The 16,421-nt window shown below is 76.1% G+C and carries 14 protein-coding genes; 5 read left to right on the top strand and 9 right to left on the bottom strand.

Annotated features, from left to right (window positions below):
• Positions 1–153 precede the first annotated feature (153 nt).
• Positions 154–927 (top strand): enoyl-CoA hydratase/isomerase family protein, encoded by a 774-nt coding sequence (locus AB0L34_RS01275; protein ID WP_363700923.1) that lies wholly within the window; start codon positions 154–156, stop codon positions 925–927.
• Between the two features lie 90 nt (positions 928–1,017).
• Positions 1,018–2,742 (top strand): serine/threonine-protein kinase, encoded by a 1,725-nt coding sequence (locus AB0L34_RS01270; RefSeq protein WP_363700885.1) that lies wholly within the window; start codon positions 1,018–1,020, stop codon positions 2,740–2,742.
• Positions 2,743–2,838: 96 nt separating this feature from the next.
• Here the strand turns inward: AB0L34_RS01270 and AB0L34_RS01265 are convergent, their stop codons facing one another.
• The 4 genes from AB0L34_RS01265 to AB0L34_RS01250 form a co-directional block, all read right to left on the bottom strand.
• A complete protein-coding gene (locus AB0L34_RS01265; RefSeq protein WP_350706799.1) occupies positions 2,839–3,282 on the bottom strand; it encodes an HNH endonuclease in 444 nt (147 codons plus the stop codon).
• Between the two features lie 258 nt (positions 3,283–3,540).
• Positions 3,541–4,710 (bottom strand): hypothetical protein, encoded by a 1,170-nt coding sequence (locus AB0L34_RS01260; protein ID WP_363700883.1) that lies wholly within the window; start codon positions 4,708–4,710, stop codon positions 3,541–3,543.
• Between the two features lie 177 nt (positions 4,711–4,887).
• Positions 4,888–6,420, bottom strand: coding sequence for an FAD-dependent oxidoreductase (locus AB0L34_RS01255; protein WP_363700881.1), 1,533 nt, complete (start codon positions 6,418–6,420; stop codon positions 4,888–4,890).
• Positions 6,421–6,568: 148 nt separating this feature from the next.
• On the bottom strand, positions 6,569–7,057 hold the full coding sequence (locus AB0L34_RS01250) for an MSMEG_6728 family protein (RefSeq protein ID WP_357462108.1): 489 nt from the start codon (positions 7,055–7,057) through the stop codon (positions 6,569–6,571).
• 112 nt (positions 7,058–7,169) lie between these two features.
• On the opposite strand from AB0L34_RS01250, the gene AB0L34_RS01245 reads away from it, so the two are divergent.
• Positions 7,170–8,960, top strand: coding sequence for an NAD-binding protein (locus tag AB0L34_RS01245; protein ID WP_363700879.1), 1,791 nt, complete (start codon positions 7,170–7,172; stop codon positions 8,958–8,960).
• 40 nt (positions 8,961–9,000) lie between these two features.
• On the opposite strand, the gene AB0L34_RS01240 is transcribed toward AB0L34_RS01245, so the two are convergent.
• Together AB0L34_RS01240 and AB0L34_RS01235 are read right to left on the bottom strand one after the other, a co-directional pair.
• Entirely contained in the window at positions 9,001–10,239 is a 1,239-nt protein-coding gene (locus AB0L34_RS01240; protein ID WP_363700877.1) for an APC family permease, read from the bottom strand.
• 10 nt (positions 10,240–10,249) lie between these two features.
• Entirely contained in the window at positions 10,250–11,017 is a 768-nt protein-coding gene (locus AB0L34_RS01235) for a phosphatase PAP2 family protein (protein WP_363700875.1), read from the bottom strand.
• 111 nt (positions 11,018–11,128) lie between these two features.
• Here AB0L34_RS01235 and AB0L34_RS01230 point away from each other — a divergent pair, with 111 nt between their 5' ends.
• Entirely contained in the window at positions 11,129–12,340 is a 1,212-nt protein-coding gene (locus tag AB0L34_RS01230; protein ID WP_350706813.1) for a DUF4032 domain-containing protein, read from the top strand.
• A 58-nt stretch (positions 12,341–12,398) separates the two neighbouring features.
• Here the strand turns inward: AB0L34_RS01230 and nagA are convergent, their stop codons facing one another.
• Genes nagA through AB0L34_RS01215 form a run of 3 tightly spaced genes read right to left on the bottom strand, consistent with a single transcriptional unit; the run spans position 12,399 to position 15,354 of the window.
• A complete protein-coding gene (nagA, locus tag AB0L34_RS01225) occupies positions 12,399–13,508 on the bottom strand; it encodes an N-acetylglucosamine-6-phosphate deacetylase (RefSeq protein WP_363700873.1) in 1,110 nt (369 codons plus the stop codon).
• Positions 13,508–14,428: an ROK family protein gene (locus AB0L34_RS01220; protein ID WP_363700871.1), complete on the bottom strand. Its 921-nt coding sequence runs from the start codon at positions 14,426–14,428 to the stop codon at positions 13,508–13,510. Before AB0L34_RS01220 ends, nagA begins: the two co-directional genes overlap by 1 nt.
• Positions 14,425–15,354: an SIS domain-containing protein gene (locus AB0L34_RS01215; RefSeq protein ID WP_363700869.1), complete on the bottom strand. Its 930-nt coding sequence runs from the start codon at positions 15,352–15,354 to the stop codon at positions 14,425–14,427. Before AB0L34_RS01215 ends, AB0L34_RS01220 begins: the two co-directional genes overlap by 4 nt.
• Positions 15,355–15,549: 195 nt before the next feature.
• On the opposite strand from AB0L34_RS01215, the gene AB0L34_RS01210 reads away from it, so the two are divergent.
• Positions 15,550–16,335, top strand: a complete 786-nt coding sequence (locus tag AB0L34_RS01210) for a DeoR/GlpR family DNA-binding transcription regulator (RefSeq protein ID WP_350706821.1) — start codon at positions 15,550–15,552, stop codon at positions 16,333–16,335.
• The last annotated feature ends 86 nt before the right edge of the window (positions 16,336–16,421 follow it).

Here is a 16,421-nt window from a genome sequence, read left to right as displayed (position 1 = left end):
CCGAGACCGCCGGACTGGTCGCGGCGGCGCTGCCGCCTGCCACCCCGCGCGGACGGTCGCCGGGCTCCCGCCGTTATGGTCGCCGCACCGGCGCCGCCGACCGGGGCGGCCGGCGTCGCGGCGAGCCGGCGGCACGGTCGGGGCGAAGGGGTGGTGACGGTGGCGGACGCGGAACTCCTCGTCGAGGTGACCGGGGCGGTGGCGACGGTGGTGATCCACAACCCGGCGCGGCGCAACGCGATGACGGCCGGGATGTGGCGGCGGATGCCGGGGCTGCTCGACGAGCTGGAGGCCGACCCGGCCGTCCGGGTCCTGGTGCTCACCGGTGCCGAGGGCACCTTCTGCGCGGGCGCGGACCTGGGCGAGCTGGACGACCTGCTCGACGACGGCGACCTCGACACGGTGGTGGCCGCCGAGGAGCGGCTGGCCACCTTCGCCAAGCCGACCGTCGCCGCCGTCCGGGGCGCCTGCGTGGGCGGCGGCTGCCAGCTCGCGGTCGCCTGCGACCTGCGGATCGCCGCCACCGACGCGCGGTTCGGCGTGCCGCCGGCGCGGCTGGGCCTGGTGTATCCGGCGCCCACCACCCGCCGGCTGGCCCGGCTGGTCGGCCCGGCCGCGGCCAAGCACCTGCTCTTCACCGCCGAGCTGATCGACGCCGAGCGCGCGCTGCGGATCGGGCTGGTCGACGAGGTGCTGCCGGTCGACCGGCTCGCCGCCCGGGTGGACGAGGTCACCGCCGCCGTGGTGGCCCGGTCGCAGCTCACCGTGGCGGCCGCCAAGGAGATCATCGACGGCCGGGCGGACGAGGAACGGGTCGCCTGGTGGCACGGGCAGGTGCGGGCCAGCGGCGAGGCCCGCGAGGGCGTCGCGGCCGTCCACGAGCGCCGCCCGCCCCGCTTCGGCTGGACGCCGCCGGCCCGGGACTGACCGCCGCCGACCCTGCCTGGCCGAACCGCGCGCCGGACACGGTCCGCGCATGGGTGGTGCCGGGCGGTACGGTGGGGCAGGCTGTCCGCTGTGCAGCGTGATCAGTTGCTCGCGGGCCGCTACCGGCTGGGCGGGCGTCTTGGCAGGGGCGGCATGTCCGAGGTCTACCGGGCGCACGACGAGGTGCTGGAACGCGACGTCGCGGTGAAGGTGCTCGTGGCGGCGGACCCGTCGGCCCGACGGCGGATCCAGGCCGAGGCGAAGGCGGCGGCCAGGCTCTCGCACCCGAACGTCACCGCCGTCCACGACTACGGCGAGTCCCTCCTCTTCGACCGGTACGCGCCCTTCGTGGTCATGGAACTGCTCTCCGGCCGTACGCTCGCGCAGCGGCTCGCCGCCGGGCCGCTGCCGCCCCGGGAGGCCCTGCGGGTCTGCGCGGAGGTCGCCGCCGCTCTCGGCGCCGCCCACGCCGAGGGGCTGGTGCACCGCGACGTCAAGCCCGAGAACGTCGTGCTGACCCCGACGGGGGCGAAGGTGGTCGACTTCGGGATCGCCGCCGTCGCCGGCACGCCCGAAATCGACTTCGAGGGACGGCTGCTCGGGACCCCGGCCTACCTGGCACCCGAGCGGCTCGCCGCCGGCGAGGTGCTGCCCGCCTCCGACGTCTACGCGCTCGGCCTGCTCGTGCACCAGGCGCTGGCCGGCCGGCTGCCGTGGCACAGCGAGACACAGACCGGGATGCTGCGCGCCCACGCGTACGCCGAGCCGGGCCCGCTGCCGGAGGTCGACGGCGTGCCCCCCGAGGTCGGCCGCCTGTACCGGCGGTGCCTGGCCAAGGACCCGGGCGACCGGCCCTCGGCCGCCGAGGCGGCGCGCGTCCTCGCCGGGGCGCTCGCCCGGATGCCGTATCCGGAGGCGGGGCACGCGGACATCCCGGCGGGCTGCCGCGACGTGCCGACGGGGCACGCGGACGTGCCGGCGGACCGCGCGGAGATGCCGGCGGGGCGCCGGGGCGCGCCGGCAGGCTACCGGGGTGGGCCGGCGGGGCCGGTAGAAGCGCCGGCGGCGGGGCCTGGCGGCGGGCGTGACCCCGCCGACGCGGCGCCAGCCGGGACCGCGCCCGCCGCCGGGGGCGGCGTCCGCCCGGGGCGCCGGGGCTGGCGGTCGAGGCGGGGCTCGTGGGTGCTGGTGGCGGTGGGCGCGGTGGTGGTCGGCGTGGTGGTGGCCGGGACGCTCGGCGACCCCTCCGTCCAGTGGTCCGGCCCGCCCGACGAGCCCCGTACGGGCATCGGCACCGGCACGCGGGGCTCCACCGGGGTCGCCCTGCCGGTCACCGCCGACGCGCCGAGGCGGCCGGCCGCCCCCGACGCGGGTCCGCCGGCCGGGTCGGCGACCGCCGGGCGGTCCAGTCCCGGACCGGTCGCGCCCACCGGAGCCAGCCCGACCGCCCCGGCGCCGACCGGCGGCGTCGAGCCGTCCCCCACGCCGGGCCGGCCGTCCGGCGTGGACGTGAACTCGCGCGGCGGGGTGGTGACGGTCCGCTGCGACGGAAAGCTGGTCGAGGTGGTCGGCGTGACCCCGGCCGCCGGCCACCACGTCGAGGAGTACGCGCCGGGCCCGGCGCGGGAGGTGCGGGTCGAGCTGGTCGCCGCCGACCGCCGCAGTGTGATCACCGTGCGCTGCGCCAACGGCCGCCCGGTGCCCCGCGTCAAGGAGTCCCGGCTCAAGGAGTCCCGAACCAGGGAGTCCCGAACCAGAGAGTCCCGGGCCAGGGAGTTCCGGGTCAGGGAGTCCCGGGTCAGGGGGTTCCGGTAGCCGGGGCGGCGGGGCCGCGCCCCGGGGAGGGGCCGGCGGGCGCCGCGCCAGGGGTCGTACCCCCGACGCGGCCCCCCGTTCCCGCCGGCCGGTCCGTCACCGCCCGGCCAGCGCCGCCCAGCTCGGGGTCGCCGGCTCGCGCCGCAGCGGCATGCCCGCCTCGGCCGGCGTCCGGTCGCCCTTGCGCTGGTTGCAGTCGTAGCAGGCGGCGGTCGTGTTCCGCCACGTGTTCCGGCCGCCGCGCGAGCGGGGCAGGATGTGGTCGATGGTGCCGGCCGACCCGCCGCAGTACGCGCAGCACCGCCCGTCGCGGCGCAGCACCCCGGCCCGCGACCACGCCGGCCCGGCGCTGAACCGCCAGCGGGTCACCACGTAGCGGACGAGGCGGACCACCCGGGGGACCGGGAAGACCCCGATCACCCGGTCCGGTTCGGCCTCGTGGATCTCGGCGACCCGACGACAGAGCATCCGGATCGCGTGCTGGACGGTGACCCGGTGCAGCGGGCCGAGGTCGGCGTTGACGACGAGGACGGCGTCCACCGGTGTCTCCCTTCGTGGCGGTGACGATCTGGACGGGCCGGACAGCGAAAGAGCCGCCCGGTCCGGGGTGCGGACGGGCGGCTCGACGGCGTGCGGGCACGCGTCAGTCGGGCCGGCCGCCCTCGGGGCCTTCGGCTCGGCAACCGCCGCCACCCGCCGACGATGCCGGGCGCGCCGGGCCGGGCAGCCACGACGGCACACAGGTGACGTGCGACATCGACATGGACGGCTCCCGCGGCGGTGGTTGACCTTGCGGGATCACGGTAGGTCGGCGGGCGAGAGACGGGCAACGGATTTCGATCGAGCGGTCGTCTCGTCGGGGCGGCGCTGCCGGCGGGCCCGGCCGGCGGCCCGCGCGGCGGTCAGCGGCCGGTCGATCCGCAGCGCCATCCGTACCGTCAGCTCGCTCTCCAGCAGCGGCCGGTTGACCTCCCCGGCGACCGCGAGCGCCGGCCCGGAGACCGTGCGCCAGATCGCGGCCGTCCCCGCGCCCAGCCCGAGCAGGGCCACGGCGGCCCGGGTCGCCGGCGAGCCGGTCGCCGCGAGCGCGCTCACCCCCACCACGGCGAACAGCACCGCGAGCAGCGGTACGAGCACCGGCCAGAAGATCCCCCGGGCGGCCTGCACCACCAGCCGCCGGTCCCGGATGATCAGGTTCCGGGCGACGACCGCGTAGTCCTCCTCGTCCAGCAGGTCCCTCGGGTGCAGGCCGCCGGTGAGCACGCCCCGCCACAGGTCGCCCTGGTTGCGCAGCTCGCGGGCCAGGTCCGGCAGCCCCGCCTCGGTCGGGTCGCCGACGCCCGCCCGGGTGACCGCCGACGCCCACGCCGACAGTGACCGGCGGACCACCGCGGCCGAGTACGGCGGCAGCACGGTGGCCAGCTCGTCCAGCCAGCGGCTGAGCTGGATCTGCCGGCCGCCGAAGCGCCCCGCCACCTGGTCGGCGTCGCCGTGCCGCGCCGTGTCGGCCAGCGAGCGTCCCAGCCGGTACGCCAGCCCGACCCGGTGGTTGGTGGCCATCGTCCAGCGCAGCACGTCCACGTTCAGGTCGTCGAGGGCGAGCAGCAGGTCGTCCCCGGCTCCGCCCGTCATCCGGTCCCGCGCCCCGGCCGTGGACGGCGCGGGAGCGCCGCGCCGGGTCAGCTCGGCGATCTGGCCGAGGGCCACCTCCACCCCGTCCAGGTACATCTGCATGCGTCGCCGCCCCGACATCTCGGTCAGGTTGGACAGCTTCGCCGGCGCGCCCGCCGGCCGGTCGTCTCCGGCGTCGAGCAGCTCGGCGGTCTGGGCGTGGTGGTACGCGTCCGCCATCCACCACCCGAGCCGCAGGGCGGTCACGATGCAGGCCCGCTCGTCCCGGATCAGCGGGTACGCGTCGTCCCGCGGTACGTCGGCGACGAGCGGGCCGTCGTCCCCGCGCGGCGGCATTCCCGCAGACCTCCCGGCTCACCCCAGACGATCAGCCTAGGCGAGCCGAGCGACCTGTTTGCCCGTTTTCGTCACCCTCGCCGCCCGCCGCCCGCCGCCCGCCGCCCGCCGCCCGCCGCCCGCCGCCCGCGTGCCCGTCACCCGCCACCCGTCACCCGGTGGCCGTCGCCGTGGTCGTCACCGTCTCCCGGCGAGCAGGCCCCGGGGCCGGATCGAGCGGACCGGCTCGGCCGCGCCGCCCTCGGCCCGCAGGACGTGGTTGGCCGCGACGATCCCCGTCGCCGCCGCGCGTTCCATCAGTGCGCTCGGGAAGTCGGTCCGGATGCCGTCGCCGGCCAGGTAGAGCCCGTCGGCGTCGGTGCGCACCCCCGGCCGCCACGCGTGGCTGCCCGGGGTGAACGCCGGCGCCTGCGCCGCCACCCGGGCGCGCACCTCCCGGACCCGCAGCCCGGCCGCCTCCGGCCAGAGCGCGGTCAGCTCGGCCCGCATCCGCTCGGCCAGCTCCGTCGCGGGCACGCCCGGCTCGCAGGCGTACGCGTGCAGCTCCAGCACCGAGCCGCCGGTGCGGGCCGCCCAGCGGCGGGGCTCGTCCTCCAGCCGGTGGTAGAGGGTCACCGAGTCCAGGGTCGGCTGCCGGGACACCCCGCTGAACACCGCCCGCCCGGCGGCCACGTCCCCGTCGCACCAGTAGCGCGCCACCGCGTACGGCGGACCGGGCCGGCCGAACGCGGGCATCCGCTCCACCAGCGCGGGCGCGTGGTCGACCAGGCCGGGCGAGGCGGCGACCAGCGCGGCCAGGGCGGGCGGGTCGACGGCGAGCACCACGTGCCGGGCGGCGTACGACGCGCCGTCGGCGGTGGCCACCCGCCACCCGGCGCCGTCGCGGGTCAGCGCGGTGCCGAAGGTGCTGGTGCGCACCCGGCCGCCGTGCCTCTCCACGTGCCGGGCCAGCGGCTCCCAGATCGCCGTCGCGTAGTCCTCGTCGGGGCAGTCGAACGCCAGCCCTTCGGGGTTGCCCAGCAGGTAGAAGTGGAACTGCGCGATCATCTCCGCCGCCGACATCTCCGCCTCGTGGTTGAAGAACGAGTGGGAGAAGACCTCGAAGAGCATCGCGCGGGCCCGGTCCGGCAGCCGCAGCGAGGTGAGCAGCTCGTCGGCGGTGGTGTCGTCGAACTCGGCGTAGGTGCGTACGGGGTCGTAGGTGAGCAGCGGCAGCGCCGCGTCCCGGTCCATGCGGCGCAGGTCGCCCAGGCGCAGGCTCGGGCTGCGCAGCAGCAGGGCCAGCAGGTTCGCCGGAGGAGCGGGCGGCAACCGGCCGAACTCCTCGGCCGGCCAGCGGGCGCTCAGGACCGGGTAGCCGGGGACCGGCCGGAGGAAGCCGAGCCCCGGGTCGGCGCGGCGCAGGATCGACCGCCAGTTGTAGTACTGCCGGAAGAACGCGTGGAAGCCGTGCTCGTTCGTCTGTCGCGTGCCGTCGGCCAGCGTCTCCCGCCAGGCCCCGAGCCGGCCGCCGAGGGTCGGCGCGGCCTCCAGCACGGTCACCGCCACGCCGCGCTCGGCCAGCACCACCGCCGCCGACATGCCGGCGATCCCGCCACCGACCACCACCACCTCGACCGGGCGCGGCACGCGGGGGGCGCCACCGCCGCCCGGGTCCACCTCGTGCTGGCGTACGCCGAGGAGCCGACCGACCACTTGCGACAGCGCCATGTGCACCTTCCCGCCCCCCGGGGACCCTCCAGTCTGCCCCGTGCGGCCGGGCGGAACGGTCCCTTTCCTGCACCGCAGGCGTCTGACGAGGTGCCCTTCCCTTCACCGTGGCGGGAGGCAGCGCCTCACCGCGGCGGGAGGCAGCGCCTCACCGCGGCGGGAGGCAGCGCCGTTCGCGGTCGGAGGCCGGCCAGACGTACTCCAGGTCGGGCGGGACGTCGTCGCCGAAGATCGGGCCGTAGTGTCCGGGGTCCTTGCGCAGCAGCGACGAGCGGTGGCTCAGGTGCAGGTCGTCGCGGCCCAGCCAGGGCGGCAGCTCGCCGGCCTCGGCCAGCTCCGCCTGGGTGCGGACGCGGGTCAGCCCGCAGGCGGCGGCGAGGTCGGTGGTCATCGTGGTCGCGCAGGTGTCGGCCCGGCCGGGCTCGCACCAGACCGCGCACACGTCCAGCCCGTACCGGGTGAGGGCCTCCTCGTACCCGGCCCACATCTTCACCGCCGGGTGGTTGCGCCAGCCGTACGTGGGGCGGGTCAGCCCGCGCAGCACCTGGATGGTCTCCACCCGCTGCTTGCCCAGCCGCTTCTGGTCCAGCGTCCGGGCGCTGGCCAGGAAGTCCGGGTACGGCAGGAACGTCTGCATGCCGCTGGTCTACCCGCCGAGGGGCTGCGGAATCTGTCCGACGCGGCGGGACATGCCCGACGACCAGCATTCATGATCGCGGGGCTGCGCGGGGCGCGACCGGCTGACTACGATGCGGCGCATGGCGGAGCCCCTGCTGGATCGTGCGCGGCGGGCGGGGCGTCGGCTCCGGGTCAACGGGGACGCGCGGGCGCACTACGTGGTCTGCGGGCGGGACGCCCTCGCCTACTGGGTGGTGCGGGCGCTGCTCGCCACCGAGTTGCAGGCGACGGGCCGCGTCCGGATCACCCTGGTGGTGCCGGAACGACCGCGCTCCGACGAGCCGGACGGGCGGGACCTCCAGGGCGTCGAGGTGGTCCGGGCCGACCGGCTGGACGAGGTCACCTTCCAGCGGGCCGGGCTGGCCGGCGCCGACGGGCTGGCCCTGCTGCACCAGGACGACGTCGGCAACATGCACGCCGCGCTCTGCGCCCAGGAGGTCGAGCCCCGGCTGCGGCTGGTGGTGCGAATGTTCAACACCGGGCTCGCCAACGGGGTGCGGCAGATCTTCCCCGACTCCGCGGTGCTCTCCGACGCGTCGATGGCCGCCCCCGCCTTCGTGGCCGCCGCGCTCGGCGAGGTCGCCCCGACCCACTTCCGGCACGGCGGGCGCACCCTCTACGTGGCCCGCCGCGACGACGTACGCCCGGGCGACGTGGTCTGCGGGGTGGCCGACACCCACGACCCGCAGCAGGTCCGGGTGCTGCCCGCCGAGGAGTCCGCCGCGGACGTGGTGCTCGCCGAGGCGACGGGGGCGCCGCCCGGCACCGAGCTGGCGGCGCGCCGGCTGGTGCGGGCCCGGCGGCGTCGCCGCCCGCTGACCGTGCTGCTCCGCGCGGTACGCAGCTTCGCCACCCGCAAGATCGGCATCGCGGTGATCACGCTGCTGGCGGTGATCGGGGTGCTCGGCTGGCTCAACGGCAGCGCCACGCACGCCGACTGGGGCGACTCGCTCTACCTCACGCTCGTGACGGCGCTGAGCGGGCAGGACCCGGATCCGAACAAGCCGGTCGCCCAGCAGGTCATGCAGGTGGTGCTCAACCTCGCCGGGCTGGCGCTGATCCCGCTGATCACCGCCGTGGTGGTGGACGGGATCGTCAACGCCCGGCTGGCGTTGCACTCCGGCCGGATCCAGCCGGAGCGGTCCCGGCACGTGGTCGTGGTCGGGCTGGGCAACGTCGGCACCCGGGTGATGGCCCAGCTCTGCGACTTCGGCGTCGAGGTGGTGGCGATCGACAAGCTGCCCGAGCCGCGCGGTGCGGCGCTGGCCCGCCGGCTCGGCGTGCCGCTGATCGTGGGCGACGCCGCGCTGGAGGAGACCCTCCAGGCGGCCTCCGTGGGCACCTGCCAGGCGCTGGTGGTGGTCTCCACCGACGACGAGACGAACCTCCAGGCGGCGCTGAACGGCCGGGCGGTCAACCCCGAACTCCAGGTGGTGCTGCGTCTCTTCGACGGCCACTTCGCCGAGCGCGTCCAGCAGGCGTTCGGCATCGGCGTCTCGCGCAGCGTGTCGTACCTCGCCGCGCCGTCGTTCGCCGCCGCGCTGCTGGACCGCGCGGTGATCGCCACCATCCCCGTCGGCCGGCACGCGCTGCTGGTCACCGAGGTCTCCGTCGCCGCCGGATCGTCGCTGGACGGGCGGCCGCTCGCCGCGGTCGGGCGGGCCGAGAGCGTACGCCTGCTCGCGCACGCCCGGGCCGGTCAGCGCCTCGACTGGGCCCCCGACCCACGCCTGGTGATCGTCGCGGGGGACCGGCTGACGGTGGTGGCCCGCCGGGCCGGCCTGAACGCCCTGCTCCGCGAGGCGGCGCCACCCCCGCCGGAGGATCCCGCCGCGCCGGCGCCCCGGCAGCCCGAGGAGTGACCGTCCGGTCCGACGGTCCGGCGTTCCCGGGCTCGGCGGGTCAGGCCCGGCGGGGGCGCAGGGCGTACCAGGCGGCGCCGACGGCGAGCACGGCGAAGCCGGCGAGGACGCTGGACAGCGGCAGGTTGACGGCGAGCAGCAGACAGCCGGCCAGCCCCAGCACGGCGAGCGCCCGCACCGGGAGCCGCCGCCCCGGGTCGCGGCCCAGGGTCAGCGCGGCCGCGTTGGTGATCGCGTAGTAGACCAGCACGGTGCAACTGGAGAAGCCGATCGCGTCCCGGACGTCGCCGAGCGCCACGACCAGCACCACCACGGCGGCCACGGCCAGCTCGGCGCGGTGCGGCACCCGGCGGACCGGGTGGACGGCGGCGAGGGCTCCGGGCAGGTCGCGGCGGCGGGCCATCGCCAGCGCGGTGCGCCCGACCCCGGCGAGCAGGGAGAGCAGCACGCCGGTCACCGCCACGGTCGCCCCGGCCCGGACCAGCCAGGCGAGGCCGGGCAGCCCGGCGGCCGTCACCACGTCGGCCAGGGGCGCGGCGGACGCGGCCAACCGGTCGGCCCCGAGCACGCCGACGGCGACCACCGCCAGCACCAGGTAGATCGCCAGCACCACGCCCAGCGCCAGCGGCACCGCCCGGGGGATGGTCCGCTCCGGGTCGCGTACCTCCTCGCCGAGGGTGGCGACCCGCGCGTACCCGGCGAAGGCGAAGAAGAGCAGCCCGGCGGCGGTGAGCACGCCCCGCCCCGAAGTGTCGAGGTCGCCGAGCCGGGCCAGCGAGACGTCGCCGCCGACCGCGCCGGCCACCGCGACCAGGGCCAGCACCGCCAGCACCACGCCGACCAGCACCTTCGTCGCGGTCGCGGTCTTGCCGATGCCGCGCAGGTTCACGGCGGTCACCGCCAGCACCGCGCCGACGGCGACGAGCCGGGCCTGCCCCGGCCAGAGGTACGCCCCGATGGTCAGCGCCATCGCCGCGCAGCTCGCCGTCTTGCCGACCACGAAGCCCCAGCCGGCCAGGAAACCCGCGAACGGGCCGAGCCGTTCCCGGCCGTAGACGTAGGTGCCGCCGGACTCGGGGTGGCGGGCCGCGAGCCGGGCCGAGCTGGTCGCGTTGCAGAAGGCGACGAAGCCGGCCAGCACCAGCGCCGCCAGCAGGCCCGCCCCGCCGGCCGCCGCCGCGGCGGGCGCGAAGACCACGAAGACGCCCGCGCCGAGCATCGAGCCCAGGCCGATGACCACCGCATCGGGTACGCCCAGCCGGCGCGCCAGTTGATCCACAGCGGGCACCCTAGGGGGTCGAGATGAACGGCCGGTCCCAGTCGCGCGGCGCTCCGGGCAACGGCAGGTCGTCCCAGGGCACCCGGTGCAGCACCCGGTCGAGGACGAGCCCGAGCAGCAGCCCGGCCACCGAGTCGGTCAGCCAGTGCCAGCCCAGATAGGTGGTGGTGCACAGCACCACGACCGGCGGCACCACCCGGACCACGGTGACCAGCCGGGGCGGCATCGTCCGGCCGTAGGTGCGCAGCAGCGGGGCGAGTAGCAACGCGATGACGCCGTACCAGAGGATCGCGTTCGCGACGTGGCCGGAGGGGTAGGACTGGGCGAACCGCAGCGGCAGTTCGTCCTGGAACAGCGGGAGGGTCTGCTCGGGCGGAAGGAACGGCTCCTTGACGCTCGCGCTGGGGGCGGGCCGGGCGGTCCACACCTTGAGCGGGCCGATCGTGAGATAGCTGAGGAGGAAGGCGAGCACCGGCGGCAGCACCGGGCGCAACGATCTCAGCCGGACCGCGAGGAGCACCCCGAGACCGAGTGCGATCAGCGTCAACGGGGTGCCCTGACCGAGGTAGTTGAGGACCACCGCCGTCAGACGGGCGGCGGTGGGCCGGTGCGCCTCCGACCAGTCGGCGACCGCGCGGTCGATCCCGAAGAACCGTTCGGCGGTGAGCGCCACGGTCAGCCCGACCAGGGCGGCGAGCAGGAGCGCGTCGAACCACCAGCCGGCCGGCCGGACCGGCCTCAGCTGTGCTCTGGGCCGTACCGTCGTGGTCTCCCGCACCCGGACCACGCTACCGGCCCGGCGCGGCGGCCGGCCGGCGCGGCCGGGGGCGGCTGTGTGCCGAGCCACGAAGGGAGGCGCTCGGCCCGGACGACCGTCAGACTTGTGGCCGTGCGGATCACCTCGGCCCTCGTCGACCCGGCGCTGCTCGACCTTCCCTGGTCGACCCCGCTGGAGCAGTGGCCTGCGCAGCACCTGGTGGCGCTGCCCCAGGGCATCTCCCGGCACATCGTCCGGTTCGTCCGGCTCGGCGGCTACGTCTACGCCGTCAAGGAGACCGGCGAGCGCGTCGCGGAGCGCGAGTACGACCTGCTGCGCGCCCTGGAGCGGATCGACTTCCCCTCGGTGGAGGCGGTGGCGATCGTCGCCGACCGGCAGACCGACGACGGCGAGCCGCTCGACCCGGTGCTGATCACCCGGCACCTGCAGTTCTCGCTGCCCTACCGGGCGCTCTTCTCGCACACCCTGCGCCCGGAGACGATGGGGCGGCTGCTCGACGCGCTGGCGGCCCTGATCGTCCGGATGCACCTCACCGGCTTCTTCTGGGGCGACTGCTCGCTGTCGAACACCCTGTTCCGCCGGGACGCCGGCGCGTTCGCCGCCTACCTGGTGGACGCGGAGACCGGGGCGCTGCACCACTCGCTCTCCAACGGCCAGCGCGGCGAGGACCTGGAGATCGCCCGGGTCAACATCTTCGGCGAGGCGCTCGACCTCCAGGCCGCCGGGCTGCTGCACGAGTCGATCGACCCCGAGGTGGTCTGCGAGGAGGTCGTGCAGCGCTACGAGCGGCTGTGGCACGAGATCACCTACGAGCAGCAGGTCGAGCGGGAGGCCCGGCACGACATCGAGGGGCGGATCCGCCGCCTCAACGAGCTGGGTTTCGACGTCGCCGAGGTGGCCATGTCGACCATCGACAACGGGCGCTACCTGGTCCGGCCGAAGGTGGTCGACGCCGGGTACCACACCCGGCGGCTGCTCCGCCTGACCGGCCTGGACGCCGAGGAGAACCAGGCCCGGCGGCTGCTCAACGACCTGGACGCCTACCGGGCCGAGAGCGACCTCACCGACGAGCAGCAGGCCGCGCACCGCTGGCTGACCGAGGTCTTCGAGCCGGTGGTCCGGGCGGTCCCGGCGCACCTGCGCCGCAAGCTGGAGCCGCAGGAACTCTTCGCCCAGATCATCGAGCACAAGTGGCTGCTCTCGGAGCAGGCCGGCCGGGACGTCGGCATGGCCCCGGCCGTGCACTCGTACCTCTCCGACGTGCTCGTGCACCGTCCCGACGAGCAGGCCGTGCTCGGCGTCGAGGTCCCCACCGCCGGCTGACCCGCCGGCGGAACCGGGCGTGGCCGTCCGGGCACCGGGCCGTCCGGGCACCGGGCCGTCACTCCACCCAGGAGCCGCCGCGCATCACCCGGACCACGTTCAGGTCGTCGTCGAGCACCACCAGGTCGGCCCGGAGCCCGACCTGGAGCGCGCCCAGCCGGTCGCCGAGTCCGATCGCGCGGGCCGGCGTGGTCGCCGCCATCCGCACGGCGTCCGCGATCGGGATGCCGGCCGCCACCGCGTGCCGCAGCGCCTCGTCCATGGTCAGGGTGCTGCCGGCGATCGCGCCGTCGCGGGCCAGCCGGGCCACCCCGCCCGCCACCGTGACGGCCTGGCCGCCCAGCTCGTAGTCGCCGTCGGGCATGCCGGCGGCGGCCATGGCGTCGGTGATGAGGGCGGCCCGCTCCGGGCCCGCCGTCGAGGTGGCGAAGGTCAGCATCCCGTCGTGCAGGTGGACGCCGTCGGCGACCAGCTCGCAGACCACGTTCGGGGCGTCGAGCAGGGCCACCACCGGGCCGGGCTCGCGGTGGTGCACCGGCCGCATCCCGTTGAACAGGTGGGTGCCGACGCTCGCGCCCGCCGCGACGGCGGCGCGGGTCTCGTCGTACGTGGCGTCGGTGTGGCCGACCGCGGCGACCACCCGGTGCGCGACGAGCAGCTTGACCGCCTCCAGCGCGCCGTCCCGCTCGGGGGCGAGGGTGACCATCCGGACGGCGCCGTCGCCCAGCTCGATCAGCTCTGCCAGCTCGTCCGTGGACGGGTCGCGGAGGAAATCGGGGTTCTGCGCGCCGCAGCGGGCCGAGGAGAGGTACGGCCCCTCGAAGTGGATGCCGGCCAGCACCCCCTCGGTGACCAGCGGCGCGAAGGCCGCGGTGGCCGCGCGCATCAGCTCGAACGGCGAGCTGACCAGGCTGGCCAGCAGGGTCGTCGTGCCGTGCCGCAGGTGGAAGTCGGCGGCCTGCCGGGCCTGCCCGGCGTCGCCGGTGGTGAAGGTGTGCCCGCCGCCGCCGTGCGTGTGCATGTCGACGAAGCCGGGCACGATCCAGTGCCCGTCGCGTACGGACGGGTACTCGGCCACCGCCGTGATCCGGCCCCCGTCCAGCTCCACGCAGCCCTGCCGGATCACGCCGGTCGGGGTCACCACCTTGCCGTTCACCCGCGTGGCCATCACTTCTCCAGACTGTCGAGGGCGAGCAGGGCGGCGCCGAGGCAGCCGGCCTCGTCGCCGAGGGCCGCCGCGACCAGGCGCGGCTCCCGGTGGAACGTCATCCGCTCGTGCAGCGCGGCCCGCAACGGGTCGAGCAGCAGCGCGCCGGCCTGCGCCAGGCCGCCGCCGAGCACGACGGTCTCCACGTCGAAGAGGGCCTGGCCGGTGGCGAGGCCGTCGGCGAGCGCGTCGACGGCCTCCCGCCAGACGTCCGCCGCCAGCGGCTCGCCGGCCGCCGCCCGGTCGGCCACGTCGGCGGCGGTCGCCGGGACACCGGCCAGGGCCGTGTAGCGCCGGCCGATCGCGGCCGCCGACGCCACCGCCTCCAGGCAGCCGGGACGGCCGCAGCCGCAGGTCGGCCCGCCGGCGCGTACCTGGACGTGGCCGATCTCCCCGGCGGCGCCGTGCGCGCCGGTGACGGCCGTGCCGTCGACCACGTGCGCCGCGGCGATCCCGGTGCCGATCGCGACGAAGAGGACGTGCGCGGAGTCGCGGCCGGCGCCGAGCCGCGCCTCGGCCAGGCCGCCGGCGCGCACGTCGTGGCCGAGCGCCGTCGGCAGTCCGAGTCGAGCGCGTGCCAGGTCCCGCAGCGGTACGTCCCGGAAGCCCACGTTCGCGGACCAGACCGCGACCCCGCGTGCCTCGTCGATCACGCCGGGCACGGCGACGCCGAGCGCGACCGGGGTGAGCCCGTCGGCGCGGGCCTTGCCGGCCAGCCCCTCGGCGACCGCCAGGATGGTGTCGACCACGGCGTCCGGGCCGCGCCCGGCGTCGGTGGCGTGCCGCTCGGCGTGCAGCACGGCGCCGTCCGGCCGGACCAGGGCGCACTTCATCCCGGTGCCGCCGACGTCCAGCGCGACGACGACGTCGCCTGCGTTCATGCGAGAACCACGGACCGGCTCAGGTGCCGGGGCGCGTCGGGGTCGAGGCCCCGGCTGGTGGCGAGCGCGACGGCGAAGCGCTGCGCCAGGATCAGGTCGGCCATCGGGTCGACCGGCGTACGGCCGGCGGCCCAGCTGCCGAGCACCGTACGGCAGCCGTGGGTGCGGCTGTGCACGAACGCCGCGCCGGTCGCCGCCACGTCCTCGGGCAGCCCGTCGGGCAGCTCGCCGAACGCCCAGACCAGTCGGCCGGGAGCGGCGATCGAGATCGGGCCGTGCCGGTAGTCCATGGCCGGGTACGCCTCGGCCCAGAAGGTGGCCGCCTCGCGGCACTTCAGCGCCGCCTCCTGGGCCAGCCCGACCGTCCACCCCCGACCGAGGAAGGTGGCCTGCTCGATCCGGGTCGGCTCGATCGGCAGCGGGGCGCGCACCGCCACCTCCGCGTCGGCGGCGAGCGCGGTGATGTTGTCGCCGAGGTGGGCGCGGAGCAGGGCCAGCGCGGTGGTCGCGAAGCGGGTCTGCACCACGGAGCGCTCGTCGGCGAACGGCATCGGCACCGCCGCGTCGGCCAGCGAGGCGGCCGGGGAGGCGGGGTCGCCGACCAGGACGGTCGTCGGCACCCGCCCGCGCAGCGCGGCGAGCAGCTCGGTGACCTCGGTGGTGGTGCCGGAGCGGGTGATCGCGACGAGCCGGTCGTAGCGCCGCCCGGCGGGGAACTCGGAGGCCTGGAAGGCGTCGGTCTCGCCCTGGCCGGCCTGCTCGCGGCGGGCCGCGTACGCCATCGCCATGAACCACGACGTGCCGCAGCCCACGACGGCGACCCGCTCGCCCTCGCGGGGGAGGTGGTCGGCCGCGGTGGCGGCGACCCGCGCCGCCTCCCGCCAGCAGTCGGGCTGGCTCGCGATCTCCGCGTCGACGTACGACATGAGAACTCCTACGCAGGGGAGCGTTGCGCAATACGGCTCGTTAAAGCCGTCTTTCGCGCGTTATTCTGCGCGAACTCGGCTGGCCGTGGCAACCAGCCCCGTCATCGAGCAGGACATGGTTTTGCGCCCTCGTAGTTTCGCGCACTACTGTGCACGCAATCAATCACCGACCGCGCAGTAACTGGAGGCCCTGGGGTGGACCGCTACGCCAGATGGAACGCCCTGCTCGAAATGCTGACCGACAGCGGCCGGGTCAGCGTCGAGGAGGCCGCCGAGCGGCTGGACGTCTCCCAGGCCACCATCCGACGCGACTTCGATCAGCTCGCCCAGCAGCAGATGATCACCCGGACCCGGGGTGGCGCGGTCGCCAACGGTGTCTCGTACGACCTGCCGCTGCGCTACAAGACCGCCAAGCACTCGGCCGAGAAGCAGCGGATCGGCGCGGCCGCGGCGGCGCTGGTCTCGCCGGGCACCGTGGTGGGCCTCAACGGCGGCACCACCAGCACGGAGGTCGCGCGGGCCCTCGCCGTGCGGCCCGACCTGAACACCAGCGCCGACGGCGCCCAGCTCACCGTGGTCACCAACGCGCTGAACATCGCGAACGAGCTGCTCGTCCGCTCCCGGATGAAGGTCGTGGTGGCCGGCGGCGTGGTCCGCCCCAAGTCGTTCGAGTTGGTCGGCCCGCTGGGCGGGGCGCTGCTGCGCGAGGTCACCCTCGACGTCGCCCTGCTCGGCGTCGACGCGATCGACCCCCAGCTCGGCGCCGCCGCCCACCACGAGGGTGAGGCGGCGATGAACAACCTGATGGTGGCCCGGGCCAAGCGGGTGGTGATCATCGCGGACTCGTCCAAGCTGGGCGGTCACGCCTTCGCCCGCATCTGCCCGGTGGACCGGGTGGAGACGCTGGTCACCGACTCCGGCGCCAACCCGGACGTGGTCGCGGCGTTCCGCGCCGCCGGCGTCACCGTCATCTGCGCCTGAGGGGTCAGGAAGGGGTGTCTTCCTGACCCCTGTGCACGGAAAGGCCCCTTCCCCTTCACCCGATCGGCGTGGCGATGCATACCGGG

Origin of the sequence: Micromonospora sp. NPDC052213 (genome assembly GCF_040679695.1) — a bacterium.
Taxonomy (GTDB): domain Bacteria; phylum Actinomycetota; class Actinomycetes; order Mycobacteriales; family Micromonosporaceae; genus Micromonospora.
Note: the sequence above shows the minus strand (reverse complement) of the source record. Positions and strands in the feature narration are given on the sequence as shown.

Coding starts and splice junctions, on each gene's coding strand:
- AB0L34_RS01255 (WP_363700881.1), bottom strand. CDS start 6,420: ATGGCGCTGTCGCAAGTGGTCGGTCGGCTCCTCGGCGTACGCCAGCAC.
- AB0L34_RS01260 (WP_363700883.1), bottom strand. CDS start 4,710: ATGCCGCCGCGCGGGGACGACGGCCCGCTCGTCGCCGACGTACCGCGG.
- AB0L34_RS01250 (WP_357462108.1), bottom strand. CDS start 7,057: ATGCAGACGTTCCTGCCGTACCCGGACTTCCTGGCCAGCGCCCGGACG.
- nagA (WP_363700873.1), bottom strand. CDS start 13,508: ATGGCCACGCGGGTGAACGGCAAGGTGGTGACCCCGACCGGCGTGATC.
- AB0L34_RS01245 (WP_363700879.1), top strand. CDS start 7,170: ATGCGGCGCATGGCGGAGCCCCTGCTGGATCGTGCGCGGCGGGCGGGG.
- AB0L34_RS01215 (WP_363700869.1), bottom strand. CDS start 15,354: ATGTCGTACGTCGACGCGGAGATCGCGAGCCAGCCCGACTGCTGGCGG.
- AB0L34_RS01220 (WP_363700871.1), bottom strand. CDS start 14,428: ATGAACGCAGGCGACGTCGTCGTCGCGCTGGACGTCGGCGGCACCGGG.